Raw genomic sequence first — 16,890 nt, 5'->3', positions numbered from 1 at the left:
AGTTTTAAGTAAATTTAAAGTGTAAAAATAAGAATATTTAAGAAGAAAAACTTTTTAATAAAAATAAAGTTTACGTGAGTTTGTGTAAAGTTTTTTAGTAAATTAGTTTACATTTTTAATTTTTGATATTAGAAGATGAATATGGAGCAGTCAGAATTGTATGAGGCATTAAAAAAAATATTTGGTTTTAACCAATTTAAAGGCCTACAAGAAGAAGTTGTAAAAAGTATTTTAAACAACGAGAATACTTTTGTTATAATGCCTACGGGTGGAGGGAAATCTCTTTGTTATCAGTTGCCAGCTTTAATGAAAGAAGGTACAGCGATTGTAGTGTCGCCATTAATTGCATTGATGAAAAATCAGGTAGATGCTATTAGAGGTATCTCTGAGGAACATGGAATAGCCCATGTATTAAACTCTTCGTTAAACAAATCTGAAGTAGCGCAAGTGAAATCAGATATCGAAAACGGTATAACAAAGTTATTATATGTAGCCCCAGAGTCATTAGTAAAAGAAGAATATGCCTCGTTTTTAAGAGAACAAACAATTTCTTTTGTAGCTATTGATGAAGCGCATTGTATTTCTGAATGGGGACATGATTTTAGACCAGAATATAGAAATTTACGTACTATTATCAAACAAATTGATAATGTACCTATTATTGGTTTAACAGCTACAGCCACAGAAAAAGTACAGGAAGATATTCTTAAAACTTTAGGTATGAGTGATGCAAATGTTTTTAAAGCATCCTTTAATAGACCTAATTTATTTTATGAAGTACGACCGAAAACAAAAGAGATAGAAAAAGATATCATTCGTTTTATAAAACAACGAATGGGAAAAACAGGAATTATCTACTGTTTAAGTCGTAAAAAAGTAGAAGAAATAGCACAAGTTTTACAAGTTAACGGCATTAATGCACTTCCTTATCATGCAGGATTAGATGCGAAAAAACGCGCAAAACATCAAGACATGTTTTTGATGGAAGATTGTGACGTTATTGTTGCAACAATAGCTTTCGGGATGGGAATTGATAAACCAGATGTTCGTTATGTAATTCACCATGATATTCCAAAAAGTTTAGAAAGTTATTATCAAGAAACAGGTAGAGCAGGACGTGATGGAGGAGAAGGATATTGCTTAACTTTTTATTCATATAAAGATATTGAGAAGTTAGAGAAATTCATGGCAAACAAACCTGTAGCTGAACAGGAAGTGGGGCATGCATTATTACAAGAAGTTGTTGGTTATGCCGAAACGTCAATGAATAGACGAAAGTATATTCTACACTATTTTGGTGAAGAGTTTGATGCAAAAACAGGAGAAGGCGCAATGTTAGATGATAACATGCAAAACCCTAAAAAACAACACGAAGCAAAAGACGAAGTAAAAACATTACTATCTGTTATTAAAGATACTAATGAAATGTATAAGCCTAAAGAAGTTGTAAATACTATAATAGGGGCTGAAAATGCCTTATTAAAATCTCATAAAACCACAGCACAACCTTTTTTCGGAATAGGAAAAGATAAAATAAACCATTATTGGATGGCGTTAATTCGTCAAATATTAGTAGTCGATTTAATTAAGAAAGAGATTGAACAATATGGTGTTTTAAAACTAACAGAAAAAGGTAAAGAATTTATAAAAAACCCGGTATCTTTTATGATGACTGAAAATCATGTGTATGCTACAGATGATGACGGAATAATTATAGCAAATACGAAGTCAACAGGTGGTGGAGTAGATACGAAGTTGGTTGCCATGTTAAAAGATTTACGTAAAAGTGTTGGTAAGCGTTTAGGTGTACCTCCTTTTGCCGTATTTCAAGATCCTTCTTTAGATGATATGGCGTTAAAATACCCTGTAAATTTAGAAGAATTATCTAAAGTTCATGGTGTTGGAGAAGGGAAATCTAAAAAATTTGGTAAAGATTTTGTTAAACTGATAAGTAGTTACGTAACTGAAAATGATATTACACGACCAGATGATTTAATTGTTAAAAGTACAGGTGTAAATTCAGGATTAAAGTTATTTATTATTCAAAATACAGATAGAAAATTACCATTAGAAGACATATCAAAATCAAAAGGATTAAACATTTCTGAATTAATTAAAGAGATGGAGGCAATTGTATTTTCTGGTACAAAATTAAATATTGATTATGCGGTTGAAGACTTGTTAGATGAAGATCAACAGGAAGAAATACATGATTATTTTATGGAATCTGAAACAGATAAAATTCAAGAAGCATTAGATGAATTTGATGGTGATTATGACGAAGATGAACTGCGTTTAATGCGTATTAAATTTACGAGCGAAATAGCAAATTAAGATAATTCGTTAATGAACGCAAAAGTATTAGATTACATTATTACAAAGAATAAATGGACGCAAGAGTTAAAGCTCTTGCGTTCTGTTTTATTAGAACTTCCTTTAGAAGAAACTATAAAATGGGGAGCGCCAGTTTATGTTTACAATAATAAAAACATCGTAGGGTTATCTGCATTTAAAAATTACTGCGGACTTTGGTTTTTTCAAGGAATATTTTTAAATGATGATAAAAAAAAGTTGCAAAATGCTCAAGAAGAAAAAACACATGCAATGCGCCAATGGCGATTTTATGCATTAAATGATATTGATATCGTTTTAGTTAGAGAATATATTTTAGAAGCTATTCAGAATTCTGAAAACGGAAAAGAATTAAAACCTGTTAAAAATACAAAACCTTTAATAATTCCAACGGAACTACAATCTGAAATAGATAGCAATGAAGCTTTAAGAGAAAGTTTTACTCAGTTTTCACTCAGTAAAAAAAGAGAATACGCTAATTATATTTTTGAAGCAAAAAGAGAAGCAACCAAGTATAAAAGAGTGCAAAAAATTATCCCGATGATTACAAAAGGAATAGGACTTTACGATAAGTATAAAAATTGCTAGTTAATTGTAATTTTATCAATAGTTGTGGTAGAATCACATCTAACAACATATAAATCGATATGTTTTAAACTGTCTTTTCCTGTAATAAAATATTCAGGACAAGGTTTTATACGGGGTTTACTTTTTCCGAAATCAACATCACCATTATTTAAAATTGCAGATACCGTTGCAGTATCAATAGCCGAATTTGTTAAAACTTGTTTAGCAGTATCAGAAAATAACCTTTCTCTAACTCTAATTGTTTTTAAGGTACGCGCATCCATTCCGTAGTCAAAAGAAACATCTTTACCTTTCCATATAAATAATACAATTAAAGAACCGAAACCTAATCCGATTGCATAATACCCAAAACGTTTTAAAAACTGCATAGTGAAATTTTGTGATGGCAAAAGTAAGTAAAAAACAGCTTATAAAATTAATAAATTAATATCTCTATAAGGCAAGTCAAACCAATCAGCTACTGTTTTGTTTGTTAGAATTCCGTGATAAAAATACATTCCATTACGCAGGCTTCTATCAAAACGCGCCGCATTTTCAAATCCGCCTTCTTCTGCAATATTTAATAAGTATGGTGTAAATATATTACTAATAGAAACGGAAGCAGTACGTGCATATCGCGAAGGTATATTTGGTACACAATAATGAATTACACCGTGTTCTGTAAAAGTAGGTTTGCTATGTGTGGTAACTTTAGAAGTTTCGAAACATCCACCACGATCAATACTAACATCAACAATAACAGCACCATCTTTCATCTGTTCAATCATGCCTTCTGTAACAATTACAGGCGAACGATCTTTACCTCTAATAGCACCTATAACAACATCACAGCGCATTAACGCTTTTGTTAATGTTTTGGGCTGAACAGTAGAGGTGTATATAGGCGATTGTACACAGTGTTGTAGTTTTCTTAGTTTGGTAATAGAATTGTCAAAAACCTTTACACGAGCTCCTAATCCGATGGCAGAACGTGCTGCGAATTCACCAACAGTACCCGCACCTAATATTACCACATCACTTGGGGGCACACCACCAATATTACCAAGTAATAATCCATTACCGCCGTTAGATGTTGTCATTAATTCGGCTGCAATATGCATAGAAGCAATTCCTGCAATTTCACTTAATGATTTTACAATTGGGTATACTCCGTGTTCATCTTTTATATAATCAAAAGCAACGGCAGTAATTCGTTTTCTTGCCAATGCTTCGAAATACTTTTTATCCTGAGTTTTTAGTTGTAATGCTGATATTAAAACTGTTTGCGGATTTAACATTTTAATTTCATCCAAGGAAGGTGGTGCAACTTTTAAAACAATGGTACACCCAAAAGCTTCTTTGGTATTGTAGGCTATTTTTGCACCTGCATCAGAATATTCTTTATCACTATAATTAGCACCATCACCTGCTCCTGTTTCAACAACCACTCTATGGCCATTTTCAACCAAGGCAGAAACAGCATCGGGAGATAAACTAATGCGTTTTTCTTCAAAATGAGTTTCTTTAGGTAAACCGATAAATAATTCGCCTTTTTGTCTTTTTATTTCAAGCATTTCAGGTTGTGGCATTAATTGCTCTTTGGTAAAAGGCGAAATAGAACTCATTATAACTAGTTGTTTGTTAGTTGAATATTACGTTGACCGTTCTCTAAAAGATTAATTTTTACAGCAACAGCATCTAAAGGTAGTAAATTTTTAACATTTTCGGCCATTCAATTAGGCACCAATTATTGCTATATAAATAATCTTCAACGCCCATATCGTAAGCTTCTTCTTCATGTTCGATTCGATAAAAATCAAAATGATAAACAATATCATTATTGATTGTCTGATACTCATTTACTAAAGAGAAAGTAGGTGAGTGCGCTACATCTTCAACACCCAAAACTTTGCAAATTTCTTTGATTAAAGTTGTTTTACCAACACCCATATCACCATAAAAAAGCAATACTTTATTCTGAGCATTTTTAACAATGTCTTCAGCTATTTGTGTTAATTCGTCTAAATAATAATTTTTGTTCATAGAAAGCAAAAATAGAAAACTATAATATGTTTATGAAATTATTTCGGACTATAAACAGCGCATGGAATAATAACTTCTTCTAGCGATACACCGCCATGTTGATACGTGTTTTTATAATATTTTACAAAATGATTATAGTTGTTAGGATACGCAAAAAACAAATCTTCTTTTGCAAAAATAAATGGACTATTTATAGCAATACTAGGCAAAAAGATATCTTTCGGATTTTTAACAGCAAACACATCTTTATCTTCATAACTTAAACTTCTGCCAGTTTTGTAACGTAAATTAGAACTGATATTTTTGTCGCCAACTACTTTTGTTGGGTTTTTAGCATTAATAGTACCATGATCGGTAGTAATAATCAATTTTTGTCCCAGTTTTTGTGCTTTCTTAATAATATCATATAAAGGCGAGTTTTTAAACCAACTAACAGATAATGATCTATATGCCTTGTCATCACCAGCAAGCTCTTTAATAACTTCCATTTCGGTTTTAGCATGCGATAACATATCAACAAAATTATAAACAACCACTGTTAAATCGTTTTGCTTTGTACCGTTATAATTATCGGCTAATTCTTTACCACTTTTAAGTGAAACTATTTTATAATATTCGTGTTTAATGTTTAATTTTAATCTTTTTATTTGAGCATCTAAAAAATCGGGTTCAAATAAATTTTTTCCACCTTCATCTGTATCATTTCTCCAAAAATCAGGATGTTTTTTTTCCATTTCTAAAGGCATCAATCCAGAAAAAATAGCATTTCGAGCATATTGTGTTGCAGTAGGTAAAATACTATAATAAGAATGTTCCTCTTCTTTTTTATAATAATTATTGATAAAAGGCTCTAAAACACGATATTGATCGTAACGAAGGTTATCAATAACCACCAATAAAACTCCTTGCTCTTTTGATAGCGTAGGAACTACATAATCTTTAAATAGAGTGTGCGAAAAAGTAGGTTTATCATCACTAGTAAGCCATTTTTGATAGTTTTTTTTGATGAATTTATAAAACTGAGAATTTGCTTCGGATTTTTGAGATTCTAAAATCTCTAACATTCCCGTATCATTAATATTTTCTAATTCTAATTCCCAATGCACAAGTTTTTTATATAAGTCAGCCCATTCTTCATACGAATTTACCATGGCTAAATCCATCGATATTTTTCTGAATTCTTGTTGATAATTAGAAGTTGTTTTTTCAGAAATTAAACGAGAATGATCTAAGTTTTTCTTTAAACTTAATAATATCTGATTAGGGTTTACAGGTTTTATTAAATAATCAGCTATTTTAGATCCAATGGCTTCTTCCATTATATATTCCTCTTCACTTTTTGTAATCATCACCACAGGAAGATTTGCATTTTTTTGTTTGATTGCAGCCAGGGTTTCTAAACCTGTAATTCCGGGCATGTTTTCATCTAAAAAGACAATATCGAAATTTTGTTCAGCAACTAAATCTATAGCATCAGCACCATTTGTAGAGGTAGTTACGACATAATTTTTCTTTTCTAAAAATAAAATGTGTGGTTTTAACAAATCTATTTCATCATCAACCCAAAGTATATCTATATTTCTCATAATAATTTCACGTGTTTACACTAAAAATAACGTTCAAAAATGTATTTGTTGTATCTCTAAAAGCTAAAAATACGTTAATAAAGCTTTTGTTAATTTGGTTTTGTAGATAAATTATGATTATTTTGTTTAGAATTGAAGTATTTATACATTTTGAACAACCAAAAAACGAATAAATTAAAGATTATAAATGATCCTATTTACGGATTTATAACCATCCCGAATTCTTTAATATTTGATATTATAGAGCATCCATATTTTCAAAGATTAAGAAGGGTTGCACAAATGGGATTGTCTAATATGGTGTATCCTGGTGCTAATCATACCCGTTTTCATCATGCAATTGGTTGTATGCATTTAATGCAAAAAGCGGTTTATGTTTTAAGAAATAAAAATGTGGTTATTTCTGATGAAGAAGCAAATGCATTGTATGTTGCAATTTTATTGCATGATATTGGGCATGGAGCTTTTTCTCATGCATTAGAACATAGTATTGTAAATGGAGTTTCACACGAGGAGATTTCATTAAAATTTATGCGTGCTTTAAATGATGAATTTGGCGGACAATTAAGTTTAGCTATCCAAATTTTTGAAGGAAAATATCACCGAGAATTTTTATATCAATTAATATCAAGTCAATTGGATATTGATCGGTTAGATTACTTAAAAAGAGATAGTTTTTACACAGGTGTTACCGAAGGTAATATTTCGTCAGATCGTTTAATAGCAATGATGAATGTTGTAAAAGATGAATTAGTAATTGAACAAAAAGGAATTTATTCTGTCGAAAAATTTATTATTGCGCGTCGTTTAATGTATTGGCAAGTTTACTTGCATAAAACAGGTTTGGTTGCCGAAAACACGTTGGTTAATATATTAAAAAGAGCAAAAGAACTAGCGCAAAAAGGCGTTGATTTACCAGCAGGAAAGGCATTAAAATATTTTCTATACAACCCCATTACTGAAAATAATTTTACAGACGATACCTTAAAAACATTTTCTGAACTAGATGATTATGATGTAATGTCAGCAATAAAAGAATGGATACATCATGAAGATTTTGTACTTTCTTCTTTGGCAAAAATGATTATCCATAGAAACCTTTTAAAGATTGAAATTCAGGATGAACCTTTTACGGAGTTTTATAAAAATGAAATTTACAAAAAAACTTCAGTAGAGAATACTATAAAAAAAGAGGAGTTAAATTATTTTGTTTTATCAAACAGCATTAAACATCAGGCATATAACACAAATAAACCAATTAAAATTTATACAAAAAAGGGAGAGTTAGAAGATATAGCAAAGGCTTCAGATCAATTAAATTTGAAAGCATTATCTAAACCAGTTATAAAATATTATTTGTGTTACCCTAAAAAAATAGTTTAATTTAATTGTTAAGTAATTCTAACAAGAGGTAATTAAACAAAAATAATTACTTTTGCATTCAATGAAATTTACAGCAGAACAAATAGCAGATATTTTAGAAGGAGAAATTGTAGGTGATTCTAATGCAGAAGTATCTAAACTTTCAAAGATAGAAGAAGGTACAGAAGGTTCTCTTACTTTTTTATCTAATCCTAAATATAATTCATACATATATACTACTAATGCAAGTATTGCAATAGTAAACAAAAACTTTGAATTAGAAAGTGAAATAACTACAACCTTAATTAAGGTTGATGATGCTTATGCTTCATTTTCTAAATTATTAGAGTTTTACAATGAAGTAAAAAACAACAAACAAGGTAGAGAAAATCCGCATTTCATAGCTGATTCTGCATCTGTAGGAGAAAATGAATACATCGGAGCCTTTGCTTATATTGGAGAAAATGTTGTTTTAGGAGAGAATGTGAAAATTTACCCGAATTCGTATATTGGAGACAATACTAAAATAGGAGATAACACGACTATTTTTGCAGGAGTAAAAATTTATTCAGAGACAATAATAGGATCGAATTGTAAAATTCATTCAGGAAGTGTTATTGGTTCTGACGGATTTGGATTTGCACCTACAGAAAACGGAGAATATACAACGATACCTCAAATAGGAAATGTTATTATTGAAGATAATGTTGATATCGGAGCAAATTCTACCATAGATAGAGCTACATTAGGGGCTACAATTATTAGAAAAGGAGTGAAGTTAGACAATCAGATACAGGTTGCTCATAATGTAGAAATAGGTAAAAATACCGTAATAGCATCACAAACAGGTATTGCAGGTTCAACAAAAGTTGGTGAGAGTTGTATGATTGGTGGCCAAGTAGGTATTGTAGGACATGTTACAATAGGTAGTAATGTACGAATACAAGCACAATCAGGAATAGGTAAAAGTATTAAAGATAATGATGTAGTTCAAGGAACACCAGCTTTTGGATATTCAGATTATAGTAAATCATACGTTAATTTTAAAAACTTACCAAAGCTAGCGTCAACAGTATATAAAATTGAAAAAGAGTTAAATGCTCAAAAAATAGAAAATGAGTAAGCAACAAAGAACGATACAAAACGAAATTACATTATCTGGTGTAGGATTGCATACAGGTAATGAAGTAACAATGGTATTTAAACCAGCTCCAATAAATCACGGATTTGCATTTGTAAGAGTTGATTTAGAAGGTTCACCTATAATACAGGCAAAGGCAGAATTTGTAACCAATACTCAAAGAGGAACAAATATTGAGAACAAAGGTGTACAAATTCAAACATCAGAGCACGTTTTAGCAGCTGCTGTAGGTTTAGATATTGATAATTTAATTATAGAAATTAATGCATCTGAACCACCTATTATGGACGGTTCTTCAAAGTTTTTTATTAAAGCGTTAGAAGAAGCAGGAATTGTAGAGCAAGATGCTGACATTGTAGAATATGTTGTAAAAGAAATTATAACATATAAAGATGAAGTTACGGGGAGTGAAATTATCTTAATGCCTTCGGATGAATATCAAGTTACTACAATGGTTGATTTTGGAACTAAAATTTTAGGAACTCAAAATGCAACTTTAGATAAAATTTCTGACTTTAAAGAGCATATTTCAGCAGCAAGAACTTTTAGTTTTTTACATGAAATAGAAATGTTATTAGAGCATAATCTTATTAAAGGAGGTGATTTAAATAATGCAATTGTATATGTTGATAAAGAATTATCAGCAAGCACAACTGAAAAATTAAAGAAAGCTTTTAATAAAGAAGATATTAAAATACAGTCTAACGGAATTTTAGATAACCTAGAATTACATTGGGCAAACGAAGCTGCACGTCATAAATTATTAGATGTAATTGGTGATTTGGCATTAGTTGGTACTCGTATAAGAGGTAAAGTTATAGCTAATAAACCAGGACATTTAGTGAATACATTATTTGCTAAAAAACTGGCTAAAATTATTAAATTAGAGAAACGTAATAACGTTCCTAAATATGATTTAGATCTTCCGCCATTAATGGATATTCACCAAATAATGGACATACTACCTCACAGGCCTCCATTTTTATTGATAGATCGCATTTTAGAATTGTCAGACACGCATGTCGTTGGTATGAAAAATGTTACTATGAATGAGCCTTTTTTTACAGGTCACTTTCCTGGAGCACCAGTAATGCCAGGGGTTTTACAAGTAGAGGCAATGGCGCAATGTGGTGGGGTTTTGGTCTTAAATACGGTACCAGATCCTGAAAATTACTTAACTTACTTCATGAAAATGGATAAAGTTAAATTTAAGCAAAAAGTATTACCAGGTGATACATTAACTTTTAAATGTGAGTTGATAACACCTATTAGAAGAGGTATTTGTCATATGCAGGCTTATGTTTATGCAAACGGAAAGGTAGTGGCAGAAGCAGAATTAATGGCACAAATAGCAAAAAAACAATAGTTTTATGAATCAACCACTTGCATACGTACATCCACAAGCTAAAATTGCTAGAAATGTAGTAATAGAGCCTTTTACAACCATACATTCTAATGTTGAAATTGGTTCAGGAACTTGGATAGGTTCTAACGTAACAATTATGGAAGGAGCTCGCATCGGTAAAAATTGTAGAATTTTTCCAGGAGCAGTAATTTCAGCAATTCCTCAAGATTTAAAATTTGATGATGAGGAAACAACTGTTGTAATTGGTGATAATGTTACTATAAGAGAATGTGTTACTATAAATAGAGGTACTTCTGATAGAATGAAAACTGTTATTGGAGACAATTGTTTAATAATGGCATATTGTCATATTGCACACGATTGTTTTGTTGGTAAGAATTGTATTTTTTCTAATAATACTACTTTAGCAGGTCATGTTACTATTGGCAATAATGTAGTATTAGCAGGTATGGTTGCAGTACACCAATTTGCATCAGTAGGAAATCATGCTTTTGTAACCGGAGGGTCTTTGGTTCGTAAAGATGTTCCGCCATATGTAAAAGCAGCTCGTGAACCATTATCATACGTAGGTATTAATTCGGTAGGTTTACGAAGAAGAGGCTATGCAATTGAGAAAATAAGAGAAATTCAAGATATATACAGAATATTATTCCAACAAAACTATAATTATTCACAAGCGATTGATATTATAGAAGCAGAAATGGGAGCAACTTCTGAACGTGATGAAATTATACAGTTTATAAAAGATTCGCATCGTGGTATTATGAAAGGATACTTTAAATCAAATTAAGCATAAAAATTAAATAGTTGAAAAGTTAGTAAATAATTATTTCAACATAAAAATAAATTAAAGAATGGCTACAACATCAGATATTAAAAACGGATTATGCATGAGATACAACAACGATATATATAAAGTTGTTGAATTTTTACATGTAAAACCAGGTAAAGGACCTGCTTTTGTAAGAACAAAATTAAAAAGTGTAACTAACGGTAAAGTAGTTGATAATACATTTCCATCAGGAAGAAAAATTGATGATGTTAGAGTTGAAACACATAAATTTCAATATTTATATAGAGAAGGAGAAACGTTTCATTTTATGAATCAAGTTGATTATTCTCAAATTACATTAGAGAAAAGTGCTTTAGATTCACCTGATTTAATGAAAGAAGGTGAAGTGGTAACTATTATCATAAACTCTGAAGACGATATGCCTCTATCTGTAGATATGCCTGCGAGTGTAATTTTAGAAGTTACGCATACAGAGCCAGGAGTTAAAGGAAATACAGCAACAAACGCGACAAAACCAGCTACGATGGAATCTGGAGCAATTGTAAATGTGCCACTATTTATTAATGAAGGAGATAAAATAAAGGTAGAAACTACCAAAGGAACGTACCAAGAAAGAGTTAAAGAATAATAACAATTCCCGCTTTTGCGGGAATTTCTTTTTTACAATGAAATTTAAACAAACACAAACCTTAGAACAAATAGCAACCTTATTAAAGGTTGAATTTGTTGGTGATAGAAATTTTCCTGTTAAAGGAATTAATGAAATTCATGTTGTAGAACATGGTGATATTGTTTTTGTAGATCATCCTAAATATTATGATAAAGCGTTAAATTCGGCGGCAACCACTATTTTAATAAACAAAGAAGTAGCTTGCCCTGAAGGAAAATCTTTATTAATTTCTGATGATCCTTTTCGTGATTTTAATAAAATTATCAAACATTTTAATCCATTTATAGCATCAAAAGAAAGTATTTCTAACACTGCCATTATAGGAGAAGGAACAATTATTCAACCAAATGTTTTTGTTGGAGATAATGTTACTATCGGAAAAAATTGTGTTATTCATCCTAATGTTACCATTTATAGCAATACAGTAATAGGTAATAATGTAACAATTCATGCAAATACTGTTTTAGGAGCTGATGCTTTTTATTATAAAAACAGACCAGAAGGATTTGATAAATTAATTTCAGGAGGAAGAGTTGTTTTAAATGATAATGTAGATTTAGGAGCTTCTTGTACCATAGATAAAGGAGTAACAGGAGATACTAGAATTGGTGCAGGAACAAAAATAGATAATCAAGTACATGTTGGTCATGATACGGTTATCGGTAAAAAATGTTTAATCGCATCTCAAACAGGTATTGCAGGTTGTGTTATTATTGAAGATGAAGTAACAATTTGGGGACAAGTAGGAACCAATAGCGGAATTACAATAGGAAAAGGCGCTGTAATACTCGGACAAACAGGCGTAACAAAATCTGTAGTAGGAGGAAAATCGTATTTTGGTACACCAATTTCAGAATCAAGAGAAAAGTTAAAAGAGTTAGCAGGAATTAAACATCTGCTTAGAGAACAAAAAAAGAAATAAAAGCTTTACAAATCGATTACAAAAAACTATTTTTGTGAAGCTTAAAATTAAATAAAAATATACCAATGAGTGTTTTAGTAAATAAAGATTCAAAAATTATAGTTCAAGGATTTACAGGTAGTGAAGGTACTTTTCACGCTGGTCAAATGATCGATTACGGTACAAATGTCGTAGGAGGTGTAACACCAGGTAAAGGAGGTCAAGAGCATATCGGTAAACCAGTTTTTAATACAGTTGATGAAGCTGTGCAAAAAGTAGGAGCAGATACCTCTATTATTTTTGTACCACCAGCATTTGCTGCTGATGCTATTATGGAGTCTGCTGAAGCAGGAATTAAAGTAATTATTTGTATTACTGAAGGAATTCCTACTGCTGATATGGTAAAAGTTAAATCTTATATCGATCAATTAGAAGGTTGTACTTTAGTTGATCCTAACTGTCCAGGAGTTATTACTCCAGATGAAGCTAAAGTTGGTATTATGCCAGGTTTTATCTTCAAAAAAGGTAAAGTAGGTATTGTTTCTAAATCAGGAACGTTAACATATGAAGCTGCTGATCAGGTTGTAAAACAAGGATTTGGTATTACTACAGCAATTGGTATTGGTGGAGATCCAATTATTGGAACTACAACAAAAGAAGCTGTTGAGTTATTAATGAACGATGAAGAAACTGAAGCAATCGTTATGATTGGTGAAATCGGTGGAAACTTAGAAGCAGAAGCTGCTCGTTGGATTAAAGCTGACGGTAACCGTAAGCCAGTTATTGGTTTTATCGCAGGACAAACTGCACCAGCTGGTAGAACAATGGGGCATGCAGGTGCAATTGTAGGTGGTGATGATGATACTGCTCAAGCAAAAATGAAAATTTTAGCTGAAAACGGAGTTCACGTTGTTGAATCTCCAGCTAAGATTGGTGAAATGGTAGCAAAAGTGTTATCTAAATAATTTATCAGTATAAAAACTGTTAAATTTTCATAATATATTATTTTTTAATCCGTTGAATTTGTAAATTCAACGGATTTTTACATTTAATAAAAAAATAAACCTTCATGAAAACAATTAAATTGCTATTTATTAGTATGTTACTTACTATCGCAGTAGGATGTAAGCAAACAAAAACTTCAGAAAAAGAAATTAAAACCGAGCAACAGTCAGATGCTAGCGGTTACAATTACGAAACGGTTACAAATGATCCAACAGGATTACGTTTATATACTTTAAACAATGGTTTAAAAGTATATTTAAGTAAAAATACGGATGAGCCTAAAATTCAAACCTATATTGCTGTTCGTGCAGGATCTAATTACGATCCTAAAGAATCAACAGGATTAGCACATTATTTAGAACACATGGTGTTCAAAGGAACACATAAGGTTGGTACTGCCGACTGGGAAAAAGAAAAAAGCTATTTAGATACTATTTCTAATTTATATGAAAAACACAGAGCAGAAAAAGATGCTGATAAAAAATTAGCATTGTATAAAGAGATTGATAAAATTTCTTTAGAAGCATCTAATTATTCAATAGCTAATGAATATGATAAAATGGTATCATCTTTAGGTGCTACAGGTACCAATGCACACACTTGGTTTGAAGAAACGGTATACAAAAATAAAATACCTGCAAACGAATTAAACAAATGGTTAAACTTAGAATCTGAGCGTTTTAGTACGTTAGTATTACGTTTATTTCATACAGAATTAGAAGCTGTTTTTGAAGAATTTAATAGAGGGCAGGATAACGATGGAAGAAAGCGTTATGCAATGATGTTAAAAGATTTATTTCCTAAACATCCATATGGGCAACAATCTACTATTGGTACAGCTGCACATTTAAAAAACCCGTCAATGGTTGATATTCATAACTATTTTAACAAATACTATGTGCCAAATAATATGGCAATTGTTTTAGTAGGTGATTTAGATTTTGATGCAACCATGAAACAAATTGATGCTACTTTTGGTAAATTCGAAAAGAAAGAATTAACACATCCAACATTACCTAAAGAAGAAGCGATTACAACTCCTATTATGAGCGAAGTTTTCGGACCAACATCAGAAAGTATTTCTATAGCATACCGTTCTGGTGGTGTAAATACTGAAGATGAGAAGTTTGTAACACTTTGTGATATGATTATGGCAAACGGTAATGCTGGTTTAATCGATTTAAATTTAAATCAAAAACAAGCTGTACAATATGCTGGTTGTTCTCCAACATTTTTAAATGATTACGGATATCATTCTTTTTCAGGTGCACCTAAATCTGGTCAAACTTTAGATGAAGTTAAGGATTTATTGTTAGCGCAAATTGAAAAATTAAAAAAAGGAGAATTTGATGAATGGATGATTGATGCTGTTGTAAATGATTTAAAATTAAGTCAAACACGTCAGTATGAAAATAATACTGCTTTGGCAGGCGCTTATTTTAATGCATTTATTCACCATGAAAATTGGGATAATAAAGTGCGTTTTTTAGATGATTTAAAAAAAATATCTAAACAAGAATTGGTTGATTTTGCAAATAAATTTTATCAAAATAATTACGTGGTAACTTATAAGCGTAAAGGAGAAGATGAAAATATTGTAAAAGTTTCTAATCCAGGAATTACACCAGTAAATTTAAATAGAGGGAAGAGTTCTGAATTTATCACCGAATTTAATAAAATTAAATCAGCACCATTACAACCTAAATTTGTAGATTATAAGACTGCAATTAAAGAAACTACAACTGAAAACGGAATTAAAGTTTCTTATGTAGAAAATGAAAATAATGATTTATTTGATATGAATATTATTTTTGATATGGGTAGTGATAATGATAAGAAATTATCTTTAGCTGCAGGATATTTAGAATATGTTGGTACTGATAAATATACGAATGAAGAAATTAAAAAAGAGTTTTATAAATTAGGTATTTCTTATTATGTAAATGCCGGAAACGATAAAACTTACGTAGGTTTAAATGGTTTAAAAGAAAATTTATCTAAAGGGTTAGAGTTGCTAGAGCATTTATGGGACAATGCAAAAGCAGATCCGGAAGCATATGATAAATATGTAGCAAAAATTCAGAAAGGTCGTGAAAATGGAAAAACTCAAAAAGGGAATATTTTATTTACAGGTTTAATGAACTATGGTAAGTATGGTGAAAACTCAAGATTAAGAGACATCATGCAAGTTGATGAATTAAAAGCTATAAATCCTGAAGAGTTAGTTGCAATAGTTAAAGACATGAAAAACTATAAGCAACGTATTTTTTACTACGGTAAAGATGTAAATGCTGCAGTAGCTTCTTTAAATACGAATCATAAATTATATGGTGAATTAAAAGAATATCCAGTAGCAAAAGAATACAAAGAAACTGAAACAGGTGGAAATGTTTTCTTTACAAATTATGATATGGTGCAAACTGAATTGATTTTTTTAGCAAAAGGAGCACCTTTTAAAGCTGAAAATTTAGCAGCCTCAACATTGTTTAATACCTATTTTGGTAGCGGATTATCATCAATCGTTTTTCAAGAAATTAGAGAATCTAAATCTTTAGCATACTCTGCATTTGCATCGTATAGTAACGCTTCTAAAAAAGGAAATTCTAATTATGTTATGGCATATGTTGGTACACAAGCTAATAAATTAGAGCAAGCTGTAGATGCTATGATGGATTTAATGAACAACATGCCAGAGGCTGAAAAGCAATTTAATGCAGCAAAAGAATCTACATTAAAAAAGTTAGCAGCGCAACGTATTACTAAATCAAACATTTTTTGGACTTATGAAGGTTTAAAGAAACGTGGAATTGACAATGACCATAGAGAAGCAATGTACAATACCATTAAGAACATGAAAATGGAAGATTTAAAAGCATTTTTTGATAAAAATGTAAAAGGTGAATCTTATAACGTAATGGTAATTGGTAATAAAAAAGATTTAAATGTTGAGTCTTTGCAGAAATTAGGTAAAATTAAAGAACTAGATATCGACTATTTATTTAATTATGTAAATGAGAAAAAGATAAAATCTTAATAAAATAATTTATAACTATTTAAAATCCTGCTAAAGAGTATTCTTTAGCAGGATTTTTATTTTTATATTT

General features: G+C 30.7%; 14 protein-coding genes. 10 read left to right on the top strand and 4 right to left on the bottom strand.

The genetic code is table 11. From position 1 onward, the window contains the following. The first annotated feature begins 135 nt into the window (after positions 1-135). Together recQ and PG912_RS07135 are read left to right on the top strand one after the other, a co-directional pair. The gene (gene recQ, locus PG912_RS07140; RefSeq protein WP_275686977.1) at positions 136-2,334 is read left to right on the top strand and encodes a DNA helicase RecQ; all 2,199 of its coding nucleotides are present in this window, start codon (positions 136-138) and stop codon (positions 2,332-2,334) included. 12 nt (positions 2,335-2,346) lie between these two features. Further along, entirely contained in the window at positions 2,347-2,940 is a 594-nt protein-coding gene (locus PG912_RS07135) for a YdeI/OmpD-associated family protein (protein ID WP_275686976.1), read from the top strand. Here PG912_RS07135 and PG912_RS07130 read toward each other — a convergent pair. The 4 genes from PG912_RS07130 to porX form a co-directional block, all read right to left on the bottom strand. Continuing rightward, positions 2,937-3,308 (bottom strand): DUF4258 domain-containing protein, encoded by a 372-nt coding sequence (locus PG912_RS07130; RefSeq protein WP_275686975.1) that lies wholly within the window; start codon positions 3,306-3,308, stop codon positions 2,937-2,939. The two genes, PG912_RS07135 and PG912_RS07130, sit on opposite strands and share 4 nt — an antisense overlap. A 39-nt stretch (positions 3,309-3,347) precedes the next feature. Then, a complete protein-coding gene (locus PG912_RS07125) occupies positions 3,348-4,544 on the bottom strand; it encodes an alanine dehydrogenase (RefSeq protein ID WP_260586015.1) in 1,197 nt (398 codons plus the stop codon). A gap of 73 nt (positions 4,545-4,617) precedes the next feature. Further along, on the bottom strand, positions 4,618-4,962 hold the full coding sequence (gene tsaE / locus PG912_RS07120) for a tRNA (adenosine(37)-N6)-threonylcarbamoyltransferase complex ATPase subunit type 1 TsaE (protein WP_333780641.1): 345 nt from the start codon (positions 4,960-4,962) through the stop codon (positions 4,618-4,620). A gap of 38 nt (positions 4,963-5,000) precedes the next feature. Next, on the bottom strand, positions 5,001-6,548 hold the full coding sequence (porX, locus tag PG912_RS07115) for a T9SS response regulator signal transducer PorX (protein WP_275686974.1): 1,548 nt from the start codon (positions 6,546-6,548) through the stop codon (positions 5,001-5,003). A 150-nt stretch (positions 6,549-6,698) separates the two neighbouring features. Between porX and PG912_RS07110 the strand changes: the two genes are divergently transcribed. The 8 genes from PG912_RS07110 (at position 6,699) to PG912_RS07075 (ending at position 16,820) form a co-directional block, all read left to right on the top strand. Beyond that, positions 6,699-7,931 carry an HD domain-containing protein gene (locus PG912_RS07110; RefSeq protein ID WP_275686973.1) on the top strand — a complete coding sequence of 411 codons (1,233 nt, stop codon included), beginning with the start codon at positions 6,699-6,701 and terminating at the stop codon, positions 7,929-7,931. Positions 7,932-7,992: 61 nt separating this feature from the next. After that, the gene (gene lpxD, locus PG912_RS07105) at positions 7,993-9,033 is read left to right on the top strand and encodes a UDP-3-O-(3-hydroxymyristoyl)glucosamine N-acyltransferase (RefSeq protein WP_275686972.1); all 1,041 of its coding nucleotides are present in this window, start codon (positions 7,993-7,995) and stop codon (positions 9,031-9,033) included. Beyond that, positions 9,026-10,417: a bifunctional UDP-3-O-[3-hydroxymyristoyl] N-acetylglucosamine deacetylase/3-hydroxyacyl-ACP dehydratase gene (locus PG912_RS07100; RefSeq protein ID WP_275686971.1), complete on the top strand. Its 1,392-nt coding sequence runs from the start codon at positions 9,026-9,028 to the stop codon at positions 10,415-10,417. Before lpxD ends, PG912_RS07100 begins: the two co-directional genes overlap by 8 nt. A gap of 4 nt (positions 10,418-10,421) precedes the next feature. Beyond that, positions 10,422-11,207 (top strand): acyl-ACP--UDP-N-acetylglucosamine O-acyltransferase, encoded by a 786-nt coding sequence (lpxA, locus tag PG912_RS07095; protein WP_275686970.1) that lies wholly within the window; start codon positions 10,422-10,424, stop codon positions 11,205-11,207. 64 nt (positions 11,208-11,271) lie between these two features. Next, on the top strand, positions 11,272-11,838 hold the full coding sequence (gene efp / locus PG912_RS07090) for an elongation factor P (protein ID WP_260586008.1): 567 nt from the start codon (positions 11,272-11,274) through the stop codon (positions 11,836-11,838). A 37-nt stretch (positions 11,839-11,875) separates the two neighbouring features. Beyond that, entirely contained in the window at positions 11,876-12,802 is a 927-nt protein-coding gene (locus PG912_RS07085; protein WP_275686969.1) for a UDP-3-O-(3-hydroxymyristoyl)glucosamine N-acyltransferase, read from the top strand. 65 nt (positions 12,803-12,867) lie between these two features. Beyond that, the gene (sucD, locus tag PG912_RS07080) at positions 12,868-13,746 is read left to right on the top strand and encodes a succinate--CoA ligase subunit alpha (protein WP_275686968.1); all 879 of its coding nucleotides are present in this window, start codon (positions 12,868-12,870) and stop codon (positions 13,744-13,746) included. 104 nt (positions 13,747-13,850) lie between these two features. After that, positions 13,851-16,820, top strand: a complete 2,970-nt coding sequence (locus PG912_RS07075; RefSeq protein WP_275686967.1) for a M16 family metallopeptidase — start codon at positions 13,851-13,853, stop codon at positions 16,818-16,820. The last annotated feature ends 70 nt before the right edge of the window (positions 16,821-16,890 follow it).

The organism is Tenacibaculum retecalamus (assembly GCF_027941755.1).
Lineage (GTDB): Bacteria > Bacteroidota > Bacteroidia > Flavobacteriales > Flavobacteriaceae > Polaribacter > Polaribacter haliotis_B.
Note: the sequence above shows the minus strand (reverse complement) of the source record. Positions and strands in the feature narration are given on the sequence as shown.